The sequence below is a fragment of the Streptomyces sp. NPDC048612 genome, from assembly GCF_043199295.1.
In the GTDB taxonomy this organism is placed as follows: Bacteria; Actinomycetota; Actinomycetes; order Streptomycetales; family Streptomycetaceae; genus Streptomyces.
In genome coordinates this window covers 72,258-89,102 of sequence record NZ_JBICVV010000011.1, presented here as the reverse complement: position 1 = coordinate 89,102, position 16,845 = coordinate 72,258, and the positions used below count along the sequence as shown (strand labels likewise).

The 16,845-nt window shown below is 73.9% G+C and carries 16 protein-coding genes; 14 read left to right on the top strand and 2 right to left on the bottom strand.

The genetic code is table 11. The features are described 5' to 3' along the window. Positions 1-116: 116 nt before the first annotated feature. On the top strand, positions 117-737 hold the full coding sequence (locus ACGFN2_RS18755) for an L-threonylcarbamoyladenylate synthase (RefSeq protein WP_362614349.1): 621 nt from the start codon (positions 117-119) through the stop codon (positions 735-737). 125 nt (positions 738-862) lie between these two features. Here the strand turns inward: ACGFN2_RS18755 and ACGFN2_RS18750 are convergent, their stop codons facing one another. After that, positions 863-1,267 (bottom strand): DUF5997 family protein, encoded by a 405-nt coding sequence (locus ACGFN2_RS18750; protein ID WP_362614346.1) that lies wholly within the window; start codon positions 1,265-1,267, stop codon positions 863-865. A gap of 58 nt (positions 1,268-1,325) precedes the next feature. On the opposite strand from ACGFN2_RS18750, the gene ACGFN2_RS18745 reads away from it, so the two are divergent. The 3 genes from ACGFN2_RS18745 (at position 1,326) to ACGFN2_RS18735 (ending at position 3,603) form a co-directional block, all read left to right on the top strand. Beyond that, positions 1,326-2,117, top strand: coding sequence for a LysR substrate-binding domain-containing protein (locus ACGFN2_RS18745; RefSeq protein ID WP_393361680.1), 792 nt, complete (start codon positions 1,326-1,328; stop codon positions 2,115-2,117). A 143-nt stretch (positions 2,118-2,260) separates the two neighbouring features. After that, entirely contained in the window at positions 2,261-2,908 is a 648-nt protein-coding gene (locus ACGFN2_RS18740; RefSeq protein ID WP_362614341.1) for a CatB-related O-acetyltransferase, read from the top strand. A gap of 146 nt (positions 2,909-3,054) precedes the next feature. Next, positions 3,055-3,603 carry a CchlQ gene (locus ACGFN2_RS18735; RefSeq protein WP_393361677.1) on the top strand — a complete coding sequence of 183 codons (549 nt, stop codon included), beginning with the start codon at positions 3,055-3,057 and terminating at the stop codon, positions 3,601-3,603. 73 nt (positions 3,604-3,676) lie between these two features. On the opposite strand, the gene ACGFN2_RS18730 is transcribed toward ACGFN2_RS18735, so the two are convergent. Next, on the bottom strand, positions 3,677-5,164 hold the full coding sequence (locus ACGFN2_RS18730) for an alpha/beta hydrolase (RefSeq protein WP_393361674.1): 1,488 nt from the start codon (positions 5,162-5,164) through the stop codon (positions 3,677-3,679). A gap of 166 nt (positions 5,165-5,330) precedes the next feature. On the opposite strand from ACGFN2_RS18730, the gene ACGFN2_RS18725 reads away from it, so the two are divergent. The 10 genes from ACGFN2_RS18725 to ACGFN2_RS18680 are packed head-to-tail and all read left to right on the top strand — an operon-like array spanning position 5,331 to position 16,844. Next, complete coding sequence (locus tag ACGFN2_RS18725; protein WP_393361671.1) at positions 5,331-6,587, top strand: ATP-grasp domain-containing protein; 1,257 nt, start codon at positions 5,331-5,333, stop codon at positions 6,585-6,587. Beyond that, on the top strand, positions 6,584-7,429 hold the full coding sequence (locus ACGFN2_RS18720) for a Rossmann-like domain-containing protein (RefSeq protein WP_393361668.1): 846 nt from the start codon (positions 6,584-6,586) through the stop codon (positions 7,427-7,429). The genes ACGFN2_RS18725 and ACGFN2_RS18720 overlap by 4 nt, the downstream gene beginning before the upstream one ends. Continuing rightward, positions 7,426-8,577 (top strand): PLP-dependent cysteine synthase family protein, encoded by a 1,152-nt coding sequence (locus ACGFN2_RS18715; RefSeq protein WP_393361665.1) that lies wholly within the window; start codon positions 7,426-7,428, stop codon positions 8,575-8,577. The genes ACGFN2_RS18720 and ACGFN2_RS18715 overlap by 4 nt, the downstream gene beginning before the upstream one ends. After that, a complete protein-coding gene (locus ACGFN2_RS18710; protein WP_393361662.1) occupies positions 8,574-9,704 on the top strand; it encodes a mandelate racemase/muconate lactonizing enzyme family protein in 1,131 nt (376 codons plus the stop codon). Before ACGFN2_RS18715 ends, ACGFN2_RS18710 begins: the two co-directional genes overlap by 4 nt. Continuing rightward, on the top strand, positions 9,701-10,984 hold the full coding sequence (locus tag ACGFN2_RS18705; protein ID WP_393361659.1) for an MFS transporter: 1,284 nt from the start codon (positions 9,701-9,703) through the stop codon (positions 10,982-10,984). The genes ACGFN2_RS18710 and ACGFN2_RS18705 overlap by 4 nt, the downstream gene beginning before the upstream one ends. A 17-nt stretch (positions 10,985-11,001) precedes the next feature. Continuing rightward, a complete protein-coding gene (locus ACGFN2_RS18700) occupies positions 11,002-11,793 on the top strand; it encodes a class I SAM-dependent DNA methyltransferase (RefSeq protein WP_393361656.1) in 792 nt (263 codons plus the stop codon). Positions 11,794-11,837: 44 nt separating this feature from the next. Continuing rightward, entirely contained in the window at positions 11,838-13,424 is a 1,587-nt protein-coding gene (locus ACGFN2_RS18695) for an ABC transporter substrate-binding protein (RefSeq protein WP_393361653.1), read from the top strand. Continuing rightward, complete coding sequence (locus ACGFN2_RS18690; protein WP_393361650.1) at positions 13,421-14,374, top strand: ABC transporter permease; 954 nt, start codon at positions 13,421-13,423, stop codon at positions 14,372-14,374. Before ACGFN2_RS18695 ends, ACGFN2_RS18690 begins: the two co-directional genes overlap by 4 nt. Then, a complete protein-coding gene (locus ACGFN2_RS18685; protein ID WP_393361647.1) occupies positions 14,371-15,309 on the top strand; it encodes an ABC transporter permease in 939 nt (312 codons plus the stop codon). Before ACGFN2_RS18690 ends, ACGFN2_RS18685 begins: the two co-directional genes overlap by 4 nt. Next, positions 15,300-16,844, top strand: coding sequence for an ABC transporter ATP-binding protein (locus tag ACGFN2_RS18680; protein WP_393361644.1), 1,545 nt, complete (start codon positions 15,300-15,302; stop codon positions 16,842-16,844). The genes ACGFN2_RS18685 and ACGFN2_RS18680 overlap by 10 nt, the downstream gene beginning before the upstream one ends. Position 16,845 lies beyond the last annotated feature (1 nt).

The following is a 16,845-nucleotide window of genomic DNA, read 5'->3' as shown; positions in this document are numbered from 1 at the left end:
GGATGCGCTTTCCGGGGGTCCTCCGTCCGCGGTGGCGGCGGTCGGCAAGGTCACGGGACGGGGCGTCGGCGACCTGGTCATCCAGCGTGGAAGGCCTGATCACGTAGGCTCGACGGATGGCGAAGTATTTCGACGTACACCCCGAGAATCCTCAGCGGCGCACCATCAGCACGGTGGCCGACAGCATCCGCTCCGACGCACTCGTCGCGTACCCGACGGACTCCTGCTTCGCGCTGGGATGCCGGCTGGGCAGCCGCAGCGGCCTTGAGCGGATTCGGTCGATCCGGAACCTCGACGACCGTCACCACTTCACCCTCGTGTGCCAGAACTTCTCCCAGCTGGGCCAGTTCGTGCATATCGACAATGACGTGTTCCGTGCGATCAAGGCGGCCACGCCCGGCAGTTACACCTTCATCCTGCCCGCGACGAAGGAGGTGCCGCGCCAGCTGCTGCATCCGAAGAAGAAGACGGTGGGCGTCCGTATCCCGGACCATGTCGTGCCGCAGGCCCTGCTCGGTGAGCTGGGTGAGCCGCTGCTCTCCAGCACTCTGCTCCTGCCCGACGAGGAGGAGCCGATGACGCAGGGCTGGGAGATCAAGGAGCGGCTCGACCACGTGGTGGACGCGGTGCTCGACTCGGGCGACTGCGGCACCGAGCCGACCACGGTCATCGACTTCTCCGGCGGCGGTGCCGAGATCGTGCGGCGAGGGGCGGGCGATCCCTCGCGGTTCGAGTAGCCGGGCTCGCTCAGGGTGCCCTGTTCGTGACGGCCGGCTACGGGCGGAGGCGCCCGCCTGCCGGGCCGGGGCGGAAGGGGGCACCCGTGCGCCCGTGGCCGGCGTTCAGGGGCGGAGGACAGAGGTCAGGAGCGCGGCTGGCGCTGCTGCTCGGCTCGCTCCGCGTTCTTCTCCTTGATCCGGGCCGTTTCCTTGCGGGCATCGGCCTGGGTGGCGCGCTCCTGCTGGAGCCACTCGGGGTTCTCCTCCTTCACCGCGTCGATCTGCTCCGTGGTGAGTGCTTCGGTGACTCCGGCGCGGGCGAGGCCGGAGATGGAGACGCCGAGCTTCGCCGCGACCACCGGACGGGGGTGCGGGCCGTTGCGTCGCAGGTCCACGAGCCACTCGGGCGGATCGGCCTGCAGTGCGTTCAGCTCGGTGCGCGAGACGACACCCTCCCGGAACTCGGCGGGGGTGGCCTCGAGGTACACCCCCAGCTTCTTCGCCGCGGTCGCGGGCTTCATCGTCTGGGGGGTCTGGTGCGACTTCATGAGGTCAAGGGTATCGAGCATGTGCGCTACCTCCGACCACGACCGGTAACCTGGCGGCGTGACAAGCTCGGAATCCTCCCCGTCGTTCCGGCTCGCCTATGTCCCGGGAGTGACGCCCACGAAGTGGGTGCGGATCTGGAACGAGCGGCTGCCCGACATCCCACTGACCCTGGTCCCGGTGCCCGCCGCCGAAGCCTGTGAGCTGCTGCGGGGCGGTGGCGCCGACGCCGGTTTCGTGCGGATGCCCGTCGACCGGACGGATCTCGCCGCGATCCCCCTCTACACCGAGGCGACCGTGGTCGTGATCCCGAAGGATCACCTGGTGACGGCGGCCGACGAGGTGTCGACCGACGAGCTGGCCGACGAGATCGTGCTGCATCCGCTCGACGAGACCCTCGACTGGGAGCAGCGGCCCGGACTGCCCGCGATCGACCGCCCCGCCACGACGGCGGACGCCATCGAGCTGGTGGCGGCGGGCGTGGGAGTCCTCGTGGTCCCGCAGTCACTCGCCCGTCTGCACCACCGCAAGGACCTCACCTACCGGACGGTCACCGACGCCCCCGCGTCGCGCGTCGCACTGTCGTGGCCGCAGGAAGAGACCACCGACATGGTGGAGGACTTCATCGGGATCGTCCGCGGGCGGACGGTGAACAGCTCGCGGGGACGCACCCAGGCCGAGGCCCCGGCGCAGTCGAAGGCCAAGCGGCCCGAGACGGGCGGCGCCCGGCGGAAGCCCGCGGCGGGCAAGGCGACGGGCCGGACGGCGGGGAAGCCGGCCGGTAAGGGGGCACGGAGCGGTTCCGGCGCTCCCAAGGGCGGCAAGCGCGGGAAGCCCCGCCGCCGGTCGTAGCCCCGCCGCCGGTCTTGCCCTCGTCGGTCGGCCGGGGCCGTGGTGGTGACCTCCGCCTGCCCGGTGAAAGCCGGTGGCTCGGGCGGGGGCAGGTTGCGATCATGGCCGGGTCCGTCCGTGCCGGGTGAGAGAGCTGATGTGCGATGCCTGTTGTTCCTGCCGATCCGACCGTCGTGCATCCGATGCCCGAGCAGCCGCGGGTGGTGTTGCTGAAGCCGTTGGTGACCTCACCGCTGATCGAGGTCGGGGAGTTCTCCTACTACGACGACCCGGACGATCCGACGGCGTTCGAGACCCGCAATGTGCTCTACCACTACGGGCCGGAGAAGCTGGTCATCGGGAAGTTCTGCGCGCTGGGCGAGGGCGTGCGGTTCCTGATGAACGGCGCCAACCACCGTATGGACGGCCCCTCCACGTTCCCGTTCCCCATCATGGGCGGCTCCTGGGCGGAGCACTTCGATCTGATCACCGGCCTTCCCGGCCGCGGGGACACCGTGGTCGGCAACGATGTCTGGTTCGGATACCGCGCCATGGTGATGCCGGGTGTCCGCATCGGTCATGGCGCGGTGATCGCGTCCGGGGCCGTGGTCGTCGATGACGTTCCGGACTACGGGATCGTCGGCGGGAACCCGGCCCGGCTGATCCGCCGCCGCTACGACGACGCGGACATCGCCCGGCTGCTGGCGCTGGCCTGGTGGGACTGGCCCCTCGAGCACCTCACCGAGCACCTCCCGGCGATCATGTCCGGCAGTATCGACGATCTTGAGGCCGTGGCCCCGGGGAAGGGGTAGCGTCACCGACGCGCGGGATCGTGCGCGTCGGTGACGCTCGGCCGGTGCCCGGGGGTACCAACTCCCCATGGCGGCCCGGCACTTGTTCTGCCGGCGGGCCGTGGGTGACGTCCCGGCTTCGGCGGCTCGGTCAGAAGAGGGGCAGCGTGGACTGGGGGACGCTCGTCGCGACGTTGGGCGGGGGTGGCATCGCCATCGCCGGCACCGTGCTCGCCGACCACCTGCGGCACCGGCACGAGAACGACCGGGGCGCCGAGGCACGGCGGCGGACGGTGTACATCGAGTTCATCAAGGCCGCCGGGGTGTGCCACGCGCGGTTGCGGCAGGTCGCCCAGGACCCGGACGCGGAAGCCGATCTCGCGGCGGCCGCCCGTGCGGCCGTGAGCGAGGCCGCGATCCACGAGGTGCGTGAGCGGCTGTTCATCGATGCGACCACCACCGTCGCCAGTGCGGGGCAGACGATGTTCGAGCATCTCCGCATCCTCCAGCGGGTGGTCGCGACGGGCGCCTCGTCGGCCTCACCCGCCTTCCACGACGCCTACCACCCCTACCTGGCGGCGGTGTGGGCGTACCGGGTGGCGGTGCGCGGCGAACTGGAGGGGCTGGCCCTGTCGCCCGCGGCGTTCGGCTGGGACGGCTGGGACGGCAAGGACCGCTGCGCGATATGCGCGGCGGCGGGCGCGGGCGGAGGGTGACCGCCGGGCGGGCGAGGGCGCAGGCCCGGTCCCCGGGGTGCGGTCCGGGCCTGCGGCGGTCAGGCGACGTGCCTCACGGGGTGGGCAGTCCGGGCCCGGTGCAGTGCACATCGGCGCGGGGCACGGTGCCGTCGGTCAGATAGGCCGCGGCCGTGCCGTCCACACAGCCGTTGCCCCGGCTGGCGAACACCCCGTGCGAGTAGTCGTCGTGGAGCGAGATGAGGCGGGAGCCGGGCAGCCGCCGCTGGAGTGCGCGCGCGCCCGCGATCGGGGTGACGGGGTCGTGCTCGGAAGCGATCAGCAGGACCGGTGGCGCGTCCGGGCTGCCGAGCGGCGTACCGTGCGCGGGCCGGTGGTGCCAGTACGCGCACACCGAGGCCTCCATCCCGGTGAGCACCGGCTGCGGGTCGAGCCGCCGCATCCGACGGATGTCGGAGAGGACGCGGGCGGGCGAGGGTGCCGGTCCGTCCGCGCACTTGACCGTGCGGTTGGCGGCCTCGAACGTACGTGACGCGGGGCCGTCGAAGGGCTCGGCGGGGCGCAGCGGGCCGGTGGTGCCGTCGCGCAGATAGGTCCGCAGGCCGTCGACGAGGCCCGCCCAGCGTTCGGTGCGGCCCATCGCCCGGTACACGGTGCGGTCGAACTCCGCGGCGCCGAAGCCGTCCACCGGGTGCCCGGCGAGGCCGTCCCTGACCCGCTGGTAGGCGGCGCGGACCGCCGCTCCGTCGGCGCCGAGCCCGAAGCGCTCCGGGTGCCGGGCCGCCCAGTCGAAGAACACCTTCCGCTGACGCACCAGCGCCCGGCTCTGGAGCAGGTCGAAGTCGTACCAGTCCTCGGGGCCGACCACGCTGTCGAGCACCATCCGGCCCACCCGCTGCGGGAATTGGGCGGCATAGGCGGCTCCGAGATAGCTGCCGTAGGAGACGCCGAGATAGCCGATCCGGCGCTCACCGAGCGCCTCGCGCAGGGCGTCCATGTCGCGTGCGGTCTCGGTGGTCGAGAGGTGCGGCAGGGCCTCCTTGACGTGCCGGGCGCAGTCGTCGGCGGTGCGCCGAAGCCCGTCGAGGTAGGTGCGCTCGGCCGTGGGCCCGGCCGGCACCGGGTCTTGCCCCGGGCTGTCGAAGAGGCCGCCCATCGGGCCGCAGTCCGCGGGCGCGCTCGCACCGGTGCCGCGCGGGTCGAAGCCGATCACGTCGTACGAACGCCGCACCTGCTCCGGGAGTTTGGCGCGCTTGGTCACCGCGTAGGGGAGGCCCGATCCGCCGGGCCCGCCCGGATTGACCAGCAGGACGCCACGCCGCTCGGCGGCCGTTCCGGAGGCGCGGACGCGGGACACCGCGATGTCGAGGTGCGCGCCGTGCGGGTGGCCGCGGTCCAGGGGGACGCGGAGCCGGCCGCACTCCACACGGGCGGGCGCGGGCGGGTCCGGTACGGAGTCGGGGCAGGCGCCGAAGCGGAGCGCCGGGGGCGGGGGAGCGGCGGGCGCGGGGGCGGCCGGGAGCAGGGCGGCGGTGGCGGTCAGGGCGCAGAGCAGGCCGGTGCGGCGTACGGCAGGAATCACGGGTCTCGCATTCGGGAGTGCGGCGGAGGGGCCACAGGACTTTGTAGTGAAAATGATTATCGTTTACAGTGTGGCCCGGTCAAGCGGACGGCCCCCGCCCACGGGGCGCCGTGCCGTCAACTACCGCCGCAACAAAGCCCGGACAACGCTGCGAAGAAGGGACACCGTGGCTCATCTGCTGATGGTCGAGAGCTGGGTCGGAGCGATGAGCAGGCTGCTCCCGCGTGCGATCCGCGAGGGCGGACACGAGTTCACCTTTCTCACCCGAGACCTGCACCACTACCTGCGCTCCGCGCCCGAGGGCAGCGCCCACCCGTTGCTCGGCGCCCGCAATGTGCTCACCGCCGACACCAACGACCTCGAAACGCTGCTCCCGTACGTCGAGCGGCTGCACCCCGCGCTCGGCTTCGACGGCGTGATCACCTCCTGCGACTACTACCTCCCGGCCGTCGCACGGATCGCCGGCCGGCTCGGGCTGCCCGGCCCGGCACCCGAAGCGGTCGAGAACGCCTGCCGCAAGGACACGACCCGGCAGGTGCTCGCCGCCGCCGGGCTCCCCGGGCCGCGCTTCGCGGTCTGCGCGGACCGGTCCGAAGCGGCCGCCGCGGCCGCGGAGATCGGGTATCCGCTGGTGCTCAAGCCCGTCGACCTGTGCGCCGGCATGTTCGTACGGCGCGTCGACGACGAGGCGGAGCTGGCCCGCGCCTACCGCGCGCTCGATGCCTTCCCCGTCAACGCCCGCGGCCAGCGCCGGGCGCCCGTGGTGCTCCTCGAAGAGCTGCTCCACGGCCCCGAGGTCAGCGTCGAGACCGTGACGTCCGGCGGCCGCACCGAGGTGATCGGGGTGACCGACAAGAGCGTCGGCGGGGCACCGGCCTTCATCGAGACCGGCCACATGTTCCCCGCCGCGCTCCCCGCGGCTGACGTGACGGCGGCGGGGGAGACGGCCCGTCAGGCGATCGAGGCCCTCGGGCTCGACGGCGTCGTGGCCCACACGGAGATCAAGCTGACGCCCGACGGACCACGCCTGATCGAGGTCAACCCCCGCCCGGCGGGCAACCGCATCACCGAACTCATCCGCCATGTCACCGGCGTCGACATAGCCGCCGCCGCGGTGGATCTGGCGCTCGGCCAGCGGCCCGACCTGCGCATACGGGACACCGGGCTGCACAGCGCGGCGATCGGCTTCCTCGTTCCGCAGTCCGCGGGCGTACTGGAGGAGGTCGACGGAGCGGACCGCGTACGGAACGCGGCGGGCGTGCTCGAACTCCGGCTCGCCGAGCCCGGCACCGCGGTCAAGGCGGCCGGCAGCAACAACGAGTACCTCGGCCACGTCATGGCCGGCGACGCCGAGGGGCCCGCCGCGCGCCGGAGCGTCGAGGCGCTGCTGTCCGGGCTGCGCCCGCGGGTGGTGACCCGATGACCACCCCCACCACCGGCCTCCCGGCCCCCGCCACGTCCTACGACGACCTCGTGGCCCGCGTCCTCGACGGCGAGTTCGGGCCCGACCCGCGCACCCAGCGGGTCGCCGTCGCCTTCAGCACCCGGCAGGCCGTACGCCACCAGGGCCGCAGCGGCGGCTACCGCAACGAGGTGCTCAGCCTGCGGCTGGCCGGCGCGGTCGGCTCCTGCGCGGTGGAGCCCGGTGCCCTGCCGGACGCCGCGATCGAGGACTGCGTCGGCGCTGACCTGGCCCGCCTCCTGGCACACGAACTGCGCCCGGTGCGGGTGGCCGCCCTCGACGCCTATCTGATGCACGTCCTCCCGCACACACCCGCCAACGGCGCCCGGGCCTGGTCACTGCCGGCCGGGTCCTCCCTGCGGAAGTCCCAGGCCAGGGCGAGGGCCGTCGCCGGACTAGTCGACGCCGCGCCGGGCGCCCGGGTGCTCGTGGTCGGCGTGGTCAACTCGCTGCTGGAGGCGCTGCGTGCGCGCGGACTGTCGTATGTGCCCTGCGACCTCAAGGGCGGCACGACGGAGTGGGGCGAACCGGTCCGCACCGACGCGCTCGCCGAACTCGCGCACTGCGACGCAGTGCTCGCCTCCGGAATGACGCTGGGCAACGGCACCTTCGAACCGCTGCGGGAGCACGCCCTGCGCCACGGCAAGCCGCTGGTGATGTTCGCCCAGACGGGCAGCGCGGTGCTGCCGCGGTTCCTCGGGTCCGGGGTGAGCGCGGTGTGCGCGGAGCCGTACCCGTTCTTCTGGCTCGACGGCGGTCCCGGCACCGTCCACCGCTACCAGGCACCGGGAGCCGCCCGGTGACCACCGCCGTCCGGCACCCCACCGGCAACCGCGCGCTCCTGGGCCTGCTCGGCCGCACCCCGCTCGCCCGGGTCACCGCCGACCTGCCCTGTCCGCACCCCGGCTTCTGGGCCAAGCTCGAAGGGCTCGGCGCGGGCGGCATGAAGGCACGGGCCGCCGTGTCCATGCTGCTCGGCGCCCGCGAACGCGGCCAACTGCGGCCCGGTGCACCCGTCGTGGAGTCCACCTCCGGCACCCTCGGCATCGGTCTGGCCTTCGCGGGCCAGGCACTCGGCCACCCCGTCGTGCTGGTCGGCGACACCGAGCTGGAGCCGTCCATGCGCCGGCTGCTGCGGACCCACGGGGTCCGGCTCGAACTCGTCGACCGGCCGGCCGCCGAGGGCGGCTGGCAGGCGGCCCGGCTCGCCCGGCTGCGGCAGCTGCTCGCCGAACTGCCCGGCGCCTACTGGCCCGACCAGTACAACAACCCCGACAACGTGGCCGGTTACGCCTCCCTCGCCGCCGAGATGGCCGCCGAACTCGACCACCTCGACGTCCTGGTGTGCAGCGTCGGCACCGGCGGCCACAGCGCCGGCGTCATCGGCCCGCTGCGCCGGCACTGGCCGCACCTGCGGCTGATCGGCGTCGACGCCACCGGCTCGACGATCTTCGGCCAGCCCGCCCGGGCCCGGCTGATGCGGGGCCTCGGCAGCAGCATCCACCCGCGCAATGTCGCCTACGACGCCTTCGACGAGGTGCACTGGGTCGGCCCGGCCGAGTCCGCCGACGCCTGCCGCAGGCTCGCCACCGGCAACTTCGTCAGCGGCGGCTGGAGCACCGGCGCGGTCGCCCTGGTCTCCGCATGGGCCGCCCGGGTCCACCCCGGAGCCGTGGTCGCCACCGTCTTCCCCGACGGGCCGCAGCGCTACCTCAACAGCGTCTACGACGACGACTTCGCCACCGCCCACGGCCTGGACCTGACCACCGCCGCCACCCGCCCGGTCGAGATCCCGCACCCGGCGGCCGCCGAGGCGACCGGATGGACCCGCTGCGGGACGGTCACCGATCCGCTCACGCCCGCGGACGCGGGGAGCGGACGCCCGCACACTCTGCCGCCCACCGCCTCGCACCACCCCACCCGCCCCACCACCTGGGAAGAAGCCCCGTGAAGGTCAGCCAGCGCACCGTACGACTCGCCCTCACCGAGCCGCTGCGCATCTCCCGCTCCACGATGGCCGCCCGCGACGCCGTCTGGCTCGCCGTCGAGCACCAAGGCCTGAGCGGCTACGGAGAAGCCGTCACCAGCACGTACTACGGCCTGGACACCGCCACCCTCGGCCGGCTGCTGCACGAGGCCGCACGGGAACTCGCCCGCTGCGCCACCCCGGAGAGCGCCCTCGACGCCCTGCGCGCGGGCGAACTGCCCGCACCCGGCACACCGGCCGCGGTGACCGCGGCCGTGGAGTCCGCGCTGCTCGACCTCGTCGGGAAGCGCGCCGGCCGCCCCGTGCACCAACTGCTCGGCGCCCCGCAGCCGCCGACCGCCACCACCGCCCGCACCATCGGCATCACCTCGTGCCGCGCGGCCGCCGAGGAGGCGGCCCGGCTGGCCCGGCTCGGCTTCTCCGTCCTCAAGATCAAGGCCGGTGCCCCGGACCCCGAGGACGACCTCGACCGGGTCCTGGCGGTCCGCAACGCCGCCCCGCACGCCCGGCTGCTCCTCGACCCCAACGGCGCCTGGAGCCCCGCCCTGGCCGACACCCTGCTGCCCCGCTACGCCGGCCTCGGCGTCGAGGCGGTTGAGCAGCCGCTCGCCCCCGGCGACCCCGAGGCGCTGGCCGCGCTCGCCGCACGCTCACCGCTGCCGGTCATCGCCGACGAGGACGCGGCCGGCTTCGAGGACGCCCGGCGGCTGGCCGGGCGGGTGCACGGCATCAACGTCAAACTCGCCAAGTGCGGCGGCGTCACCGCGGCGCTGCGCATCGCCGACCTGCTCGCCGGCACCGGCACCGCGCTGATGCTGGGCTGCCTCACCGCCAGCTCACTCGGCCTCGCCCCGGCCGTCCACCTCGCCGACCGCGCCCGGTGGACCGACCTGGACGGCCACCTGCTGCTCGCCCACGACCCCTGGACCGGCATCGGCGGCACCGACGGCACCGTACGGGCCGGCCGCGAACCGGGCCTCGGCGTACGGCCCGCCGACGGCACACCGCCACCGGACGAGGAGCCGGCACCGCACGGGACAGCGGGCCAGGAGACGCCGGAGCCGGCCGGGCACGGGGAGGCGGCCCGATGAGGACCTGGCACGAGATGCGCCGCTTCCCCGTCGCCATCCGGCTGCTGCTGATCAATCAGCTCGGCGTCAACACCGGCTTCTACCTGCTCATTCCGTACCTCGCCGTGCACCTCGGGGAGGACCTGGGGATGTCCGCCGCGGTCGTCGGGATCGTCCTCGGCGTCCGCAACCTGAGCCAGCAGGGCCTGTTCCTCATCGGCGGCTCGGCCGCCGACCGGCTGGGCGCGCGCGGGGTCATCATCGCCGGCTGTGCCCTGCGGACCGTCGGCTTCGGCCTCTTCGCGCTCGGCGACGGCCTGCCCGTACTCCTCGCCGCGTCCGTGCTCAGCGGGCTGGCCGGGGCGCTGTTCAACCCCGCCGTCCGCGCCTACCTCGCTCAGGAGGCGGGCGAGCGAAAGGCCGAGGCGTTCGCCCTGTTCAACGTCTTCGCGACCACCGGCGCACTGATCGGGCCGCTGCTCGGCAGCGCCCTGCTGCTGGTCGACTTCCGGGCCTCCGCGCTCACCGCCGCCGGGATCTTCGCCCTGCTCACCATCGCCCAGGCCGTCGTGCTGCCCGCCTCCACGGTCGCCCCGGCCGCCAACAGCCTCCTCGGCGACTGGCGCGAAGTCCTCGGCAACCGCGTCTTCCTGGCGTTCGCGCTGGCCATGGTCGGTATGTTCACCTTGCAGAACCAGCTGTACCTGCTGCTGCCCGACGGCGTCCGGCGGGCCACCGGCTGGGACGGCGCGGCCGGCCTGGTGTTCCTCATCGGCACCGTCGCCAACCTCACGCTCCAGATGCGGATCACCCGCGCCCTCACGAAGCGCGGGAGCCGGGCACGGTGGATCAGCGCCGGGCTCGGCCTGATGGGCCTCGCCTTCGTCCCGCCGATGGCGTTCGCGGGCCTGGGAGCACCGTCCGGCGGCCCGGGTGACGCCGCGCTGCGCGCACTGCCCGTCCTGGCCGGGGCGCTGCTGCTCTACCTCGGCGTCATGGTCGCCCAGCCGTTCGTGATGGAGCTGATCCCCGCCTTCGGACGCGCCGAACTCACCGGCACCTACTTCGGACTGTTCTACGTGGTCTCCGGGATCGCCGCGGCGGCCGGCAACACCGTCGTCGGCTGGGCCATGGACACCGGTGAGCACACCCGTACGCAGTGGCTGCCCTGGGCGTGCTGCCTGGCCTTCGGCCTCGTCTCCGCGGCCGGCGTCGCCTGGCTGCACCGGCTGCGCGGCCTGCCGGGACACCCCACCGCGCCCCCGGCCACCGCCGCACCCACGACAGCGCAGAAGGCCTGACACCCATGGAAACGCAGATGACCAGCGCAAACCTGCTCACCGACAACCCGGAGCTCTACGAGGCCCGCTTCCCCGACACCGCCCGCCTCGCCGGCCGCTGGGCCGAGGACTGCCTGCGCCGGCACCACGCGGGACCCCGCGTCCTGGACCTCGGCTGCGGCACCGGACGCGACGCCGCCCACCTGCACGGGGCGGGCCGCGACGTCGTCGGCGCCGACCTCTCCGCCGCGATGCTGGCCCACGCCCGCACCCGGCACCCCGGACCGGACTACGTACAGGCCGACCTGCGCGACTTCGACCTCCGCCAAGGCCCCTTCGACGCCGTCCTCTGCCTGGACAGCGCCCTGCTCTACTGCCACACCAACGCCGAACTCGACGGCTTCCTCGCCTCCTGCCGGCGAAGCCTCACCCCCGGCGGGCTGCTCGTGGCCGAGATGCGCAACGGCGCCTTCTTCCTCGGCCGTACGGAACTGCTCGACGCCCCCGCCGTCCACGACATCACCTGGCAGGGCACCGTCCACACCTCCACCACCACGCTGACCGTCGACCGCGCCGCCCAACTCCTGCGCCGCACCCGCGTCTGGACCAGCGACGATGGCTCCCCGCCCCACGAGCAGCGCTCCGCATGGCGGCTGCTCTTCCCCCAGGAACTGCGCCACCTCCTGGCCGCGCACGGCTTCGAGGTCCTCGCACTGCACGACGGGCCGGGGCCGCGCACCGAGCCGCCCTGGCACGAGGGCGCCGCCCCCGGACAGTCCGCCGACGGGGACCGGCTCCACCTCGTCGCCCGCCTCACCCGGCACGGCTGAACGCCGCCCGGCCTCCTCCCTCCGCGCACCCCAAGGAACCCGCCATGTACGAAGGCCCCGCCCACGACACCCGCTTCCCCGGCCTGCGCCGCCGCGGCTTCCTCGCCGCGGCCGGCGCGGCGGCCGGCCTCGGCGCGCTCTCCCTCACCGGCTGCACGGGCCACACCCCGGACGCCGCCGACGGCGACGGCAAGCCCCGCCGCGGCGGAAGGCTGCGGGCCGCCTTCGCCGGCGGCGGCGCGAGCGAGACCCTCGACCCGCACCTCGCCAACCTCTTCGCCGACGCCGCCCGCGCCAAGGCGCTCTTCGACAAGCTCGCCGACTTCGGCGCCGACCTCGCCGCCGAGCCGCGGCTGGCCGCGTCCTGGGAGCCGAACGCCGCCCTGGACCGCTGGACGGTGAAGCTGCGCAAGGCGACCTTCCACAACGGGAAGCCGGTCACCGCCCGCGATGTCCTCTACAGCTTCCGCCGCATCGCCGACCCGAAGAAGACGTTCCGCGCCAAGGCCTCACTGGAGCCCCTCGACCTCAAGGCCAGCCGGGCCGTCGACGACCGCACCCTCACGTTCGCCCTGAAGCGCCCCACCGCCGAATTCCCCAACATCCTGGCCGCGTTCGGCGCCTACATCGTCCCCGACGGCGCGACGGACTTCGACACCCGGCCGGTCGGCAGCGGCCCGTTCCGCTTCGTCTCCTTCACCCCCGGACGCTCCGCCGTCTTCCGGCGCAACGACGACTACTGGGACGGCGCGCCCCACCTGGAGCAGCTGGAACTCCTGGTCGCCAACGAGGAGTCCGCACGCCTCAACTCCCTGCTGGGCGGCCAGGTCGAGTACGCCCACGAGCTGAGCCCGACCACCGCCCGCGCACACCAGGGCAAGGGACAGATCGAGATCATCCGGCTGCGCAACAGCGCCATGCAGGCGTTCGCGATGAAGACCGACCGGCCGCCGTTCGATGACAAGCGGGTGCGCGAGGCGTTCTTCCTCCTCACCGACCGCAAGGAACTGGTCGACGGCGCGCTCTCCGGCGCCGGCGAGGTCGGCAACGACCTCTTCGGCAAGGGGTACGAGTACTACGCGGACGGCCTGCCGCAGCGCGAACAGGACCTGGACCGGGCCCGCCACCTGCTGAAGAAGGCCGGCGCCGACGGGCTGCGGGTCACCCTGGACACCTCGGCCGTCGCCGCCGGATTCACCGAGTCCGCCGCCATCTTCCGGGACCAGGCCGCCAAGGCCGGCGTGCGGGTGAAGGTGGCGATGGGCAGCAAGGACAGCTACTGGCAGGACACCCTCGACTCCGGAACGCTGTGCTGCTACCGCTCCGGCGCGATGCCCATCGAGTCGCACTTCTCCCAGCGCCTGCTGTCCGGCTCCACCACCAACGCCACCAAGTGGCAGCACAAGGACTTCGACGCGCTCTACCAGCAGGCCCAGTCCACCAAGGACAAGACGGACCGGGCCGCCGTGTACGCGCGCATGCAGCGCCGGCTGCACGCCGAGGGCGGCTTCCTGGTCTGGGGCTTCGCCGACTGGATTCTGGGCACCGCCCGTACGGTGCGCGGCGTGGCGCACCGGGCCCCCGCCAACACGCTCGACTGGGCCCGCTTCGACAAGGTGTGGCTCGCGTGACGGCGCTGCGGTCATGGGCGGCCCGGCGGCTGCTGCTCGGCGCCGCACAGACCCTCGCCGTCGTGCTGCTCGTCTTCGCCCTCACCGAGGCGCTGCCGGGCGACGCCGCGGTGGCGCTCGCCGGCGACCAGCCCGACCCCGCGCGGATCGCGGCCCTCCGGGAGAGCCTGCACCTGGACCGGCCCGCCCACGAACGCCTCGCCGCATGGGCGGCCGGGCTGCTGCACGGCGACCTCGGCACCTCGCTCACCTCCGGCCGGCCGGTCAGCTCCTACCTCGCCGACGGCTTCGGCCCGACCCTGCTGCTCGCCGCGCTCACCCTGCTCCTGCTGGTCCCGCTGGCCGGCGGCCTCGGTGTGCTGGCCGCCCGCCACGAAGGACGGCTCGCCGACCGCCTCATCAGCTCGGTGACCCTGGGGGTGTACGCGGTACCGGAGTTCGCCTTCGGGGTGCTGCTGGTGACGGTCTTCGCACTGCGCCTTGGCTGGCTGCCGCCGACCGCCGTCGGCTACGGCGACGACCTGCTCGCCCACCCCGCGGCGCTGGTGCTGCCCGTACTGGTGCTGCTGTCCCGCCCGGTGTGCTCCCTGGCCCGGCTGGTCCGTGCCGGCATGATCGAGGCCCTGGCCTCGCCGTACGTCGCGCAGGCCCGCCGCTACGGCATCCCCGGCGCGCGCGTCCGCTACACGCACGCCCTCCCCAACGCCCTTGCCCCCGCCGCCCAGCAGCTCGCCCGCACGGTCGACTGGCTGCTGTGCGGCGTCATCGTCGTGGAGGCCCTCTTCGTGATCCCCGGACTCGGCACGGTCCTGATGAACGCCGTGGCCGAACGCGACGTCCCCGTCATCCAGGGCCTGGCGGTCGTCTTCGGCTGCACCGCCGTCCTCCTCAACCTCGCCGCGGACCTGGCCACGCACCGGCTGGTGCCCCGAACGGCGGTGGCGGCATGAGCCCCCGCACGGCGCCCGGACCCGGCCGCTTCACCCTCGCCCTGCTGATCATCACCGTCCCGCTGCTCCTCGCCCTGCTCGGGCCGCTGTTCGCCGGGGAACCCGGCCCACGGGCCGCCTCCTTCACCCTCGGCGGCGGGCACTGGGCCGGCACCGACTTCGTCGGCCGGGACGTCTGGCGGCAGGTGCTGCTCGGCGGCCGCCCGGTGGTCCTGACCGCCCTCGCGGCAACGGCACTGGCCTACGCGGCGGCCATCCCGCTCGGCCTCATCGGCGCACTGACCCACCGCGGCTGGCTGGAAGAACTGGTGATGCGGCCGCTGGACGTGCTGCTCGCCGTGCCGTCACTGCTGTTCATCCTGCTGGTGGCGGCCGTCCTGACGCCCGGCGCCGTTGGCCTCGCCCTGCTGGTCGCACTGGTCAACATCCCGGACGCGGTCCGCGCGGTCCGGGCCGCCACCGCCGAAGCGGCCGCCCGTCCCGCGGTCGAGGCCCTGCGGATGCAGGGGGAGACCTGGTGGCGGACCGCCGTCGGCTACGTCGGCCGCTCGGCGCTGCGCACCCTCGCCGCCGACGCCGGGGTCCGGCTGACCGGTGTGCTGTACCTGGTCGCCACGGCCGCCTTCCTCGGCGTCGGCGCCGAACCGGACGCCGCCGACTGGGCGGTGATGGTCGACCGCAACCGCACCGGCATGTTCGTCCAGCCCTGGGCCGTCCTGCTGCCCGCCGTACTGATCATGGCGTTGACCATGGGCACCAACCTGCTCTTCGACGCCGCCCTCACCCAGCGCGACCGCACACCGAAAAGGAACCGTCGCGAGGTCCGGCCCGCACCGGCCCCTGCCTCACCGACCGGCCGCACCCCCGTCCCTCCCGCCACCGACCGCACACCCCCCACCCCCGGACGAGACGAGAAGAGCAACCCGTGCATCTGACCGAGGCCGCCGAAATCCGGGACCTCCGCGTCGACATCGACGGCCGGGCCCTCGTCGACGGAGTGAGCCTGCGGGTGCCACCCGGCCGGATCACCGCCCTGATCGGCGCCTCCGGCAGCGGCAAGACCACCACCGGACTCGCCCTGCTGAACGAGTATCCGCCCGGCGCCACGGTGACCGGCGAGGTCCGTGTCCCCGACACCCTCGTCGGCTACGTACCCCAGCACCCCGCCACCGTCCTCAACCCCGCCCGGCCGGTCGCCGCCCTCCTCCAGGACATCGCCCGCACCCAGGTACGTCATCTGCCCCGCCGCGCCCGCCGCCCCGCGATCCGGCACCACATCCTGCGCGCCCTCGCCCAGGCCCAGCTCCCCGACGGCGAGACCCTGCTGCACCGCTACCCGCACCAGCTCTCCGGCGGCCAGCAACAACGCGTCGTCCTCGCCCAGGCCCTGCTGACCGGCGCCCGCACCGTCGTCGCGGACGAACCCACCACCGGCCAGGACGCCCTGACGAAGCAGCAGATCGCCGCTCACCTGGCTGCCGTGGCACGGGAGGGCATCGCCGTACTGCTCCTGAGCCACGACCTGGAGGTCGTCCGGGCCCTGGCCCACGAGGTCCATGTCATGCGCGCCGGCCGCCTCGTGGAATCCGGCCCCCCGGACCAGCTCTGGACCCGCCCCCAGCACGCCTGGACCCGGGCCTTGCTCACGCCCGCTGCCGCCCCGGAGGCCGCCGCGGTGGCCTCCGGCCCCACCCCCGCCCCCACCACGCCCCTGCTCCAGATCCGCACCCTCACCGCCCGCCACGGCAGGTCCACCGTCCTGCACCTCCCCGAACTCTCGCTCCCGCCCGGCTGTTCGGCCGTCGTGGGCCGCTCCGGCAGCGGCAAGACCACCCTCGCCCGCTGTCTCGCCGGTCTCCACCGGAGTCACGACGGCGAGATCCTGCTGGACGGGGTCGCCCTGCCCCGCAGCCTCCGCGACCGCACCCGTGCGCAACTGGCGGCGGTCCAGTACGTCTTCCAGGACGCCCGCGCCGCCTTCGACGAACACCGCCCGGTCCTCGACCAGGTGATGCGCAGCGCCGTCCGGCTACGTGCCGTCCCGCCGGCCACGGCCCTGGCCGAGGCCGAGCACACCCTCAGCACCCTCGGACTGGCCGCCGACCTCGTACGCCGCCGGCCCCCGGAACTCTCCGGCGGTGAACTCCAGCGCGCCGCCCTGGCCCGCGCCCTGCTGGCCCGCCCACGGGTCCTGATCTGCGACGAGATCACCTCCGGCCAGGACTCCGTCACCCGCCGCGCCCTCCGCACGCTCCTCGCCGGCCTCGTACGGACCCACCCCGACCTGTCCCTGGTCCTCATCACCCACGACCACGACACCGCGACCCTGGCCACCCGCATCGCCGTCCTCGACAACGGCCACCTCAGGGAACAAGGCCCCACCGACCAGCTGCTCTCCGCCCCTCAACACCCCCTCACCGCCGCCCTGTTGCAGCAGACACCCGACCTCGCGGCCACCTCCCTGCCCTGAC

Coding starts and splice junctions, on each gene's coding strand:
- ACGFN2_RS18755 (WP_362614349.1), top strand. CDS start 117: ATGGCGAAGTATTTCGACGTACACCCCGAGAATCCTCAGCGGCGCACC.
- ACGFN2_RS18750 (WP_362614346.1), bottom strand. CDS start 1,267: ATGAAGTCGCACCAGACCCCCCAGACGATGAAGCCCGCGACCGCGGCG.
- ACGFN2_RS18740 (WP_362614341.1), top strand. CDS start 2,261: ATGCCTGTTGTTCCTGCCGATCCGACCGTCGTGCATCCGATGCCCGAG.
- ACGFN2_RS18720 (WP_393361668.1), top strand. CDS start 6,584: ATGACCACCCCCACCACCGGCCTCCCGGCCCCCGCCACGTCCTACGAC.
- ACGFN2_RS18705 (WP_393361659.1), top strand. CDS start 9,701: ATGAGGACCTGGCACGAGATGCGCCGCTTCCCCGTCGCCATCCGGCTG.
- ACGFN2_RS18700 (WP_393361656.1), top strand. CDS start 11,002: ATGACCAGCGCAAACCTGCTCACCGACAACCCGGAGCTCTACGAGGCC.
- ACGFN2_RS18695 (WP_393361653.1), top strand. CDS start 11,838: ATGTACGAAGGCCCCGCCCACGACACCCGCTTCCCCGGCCTGCGCCGC.
- ACGFN2_RS18685 (WP_393361647.1), top strand. CDS start 14,371: ATGAGCCCCCGCACGGCGCCCGGACCCGGCCGCTTCACCCTCGCCCTG.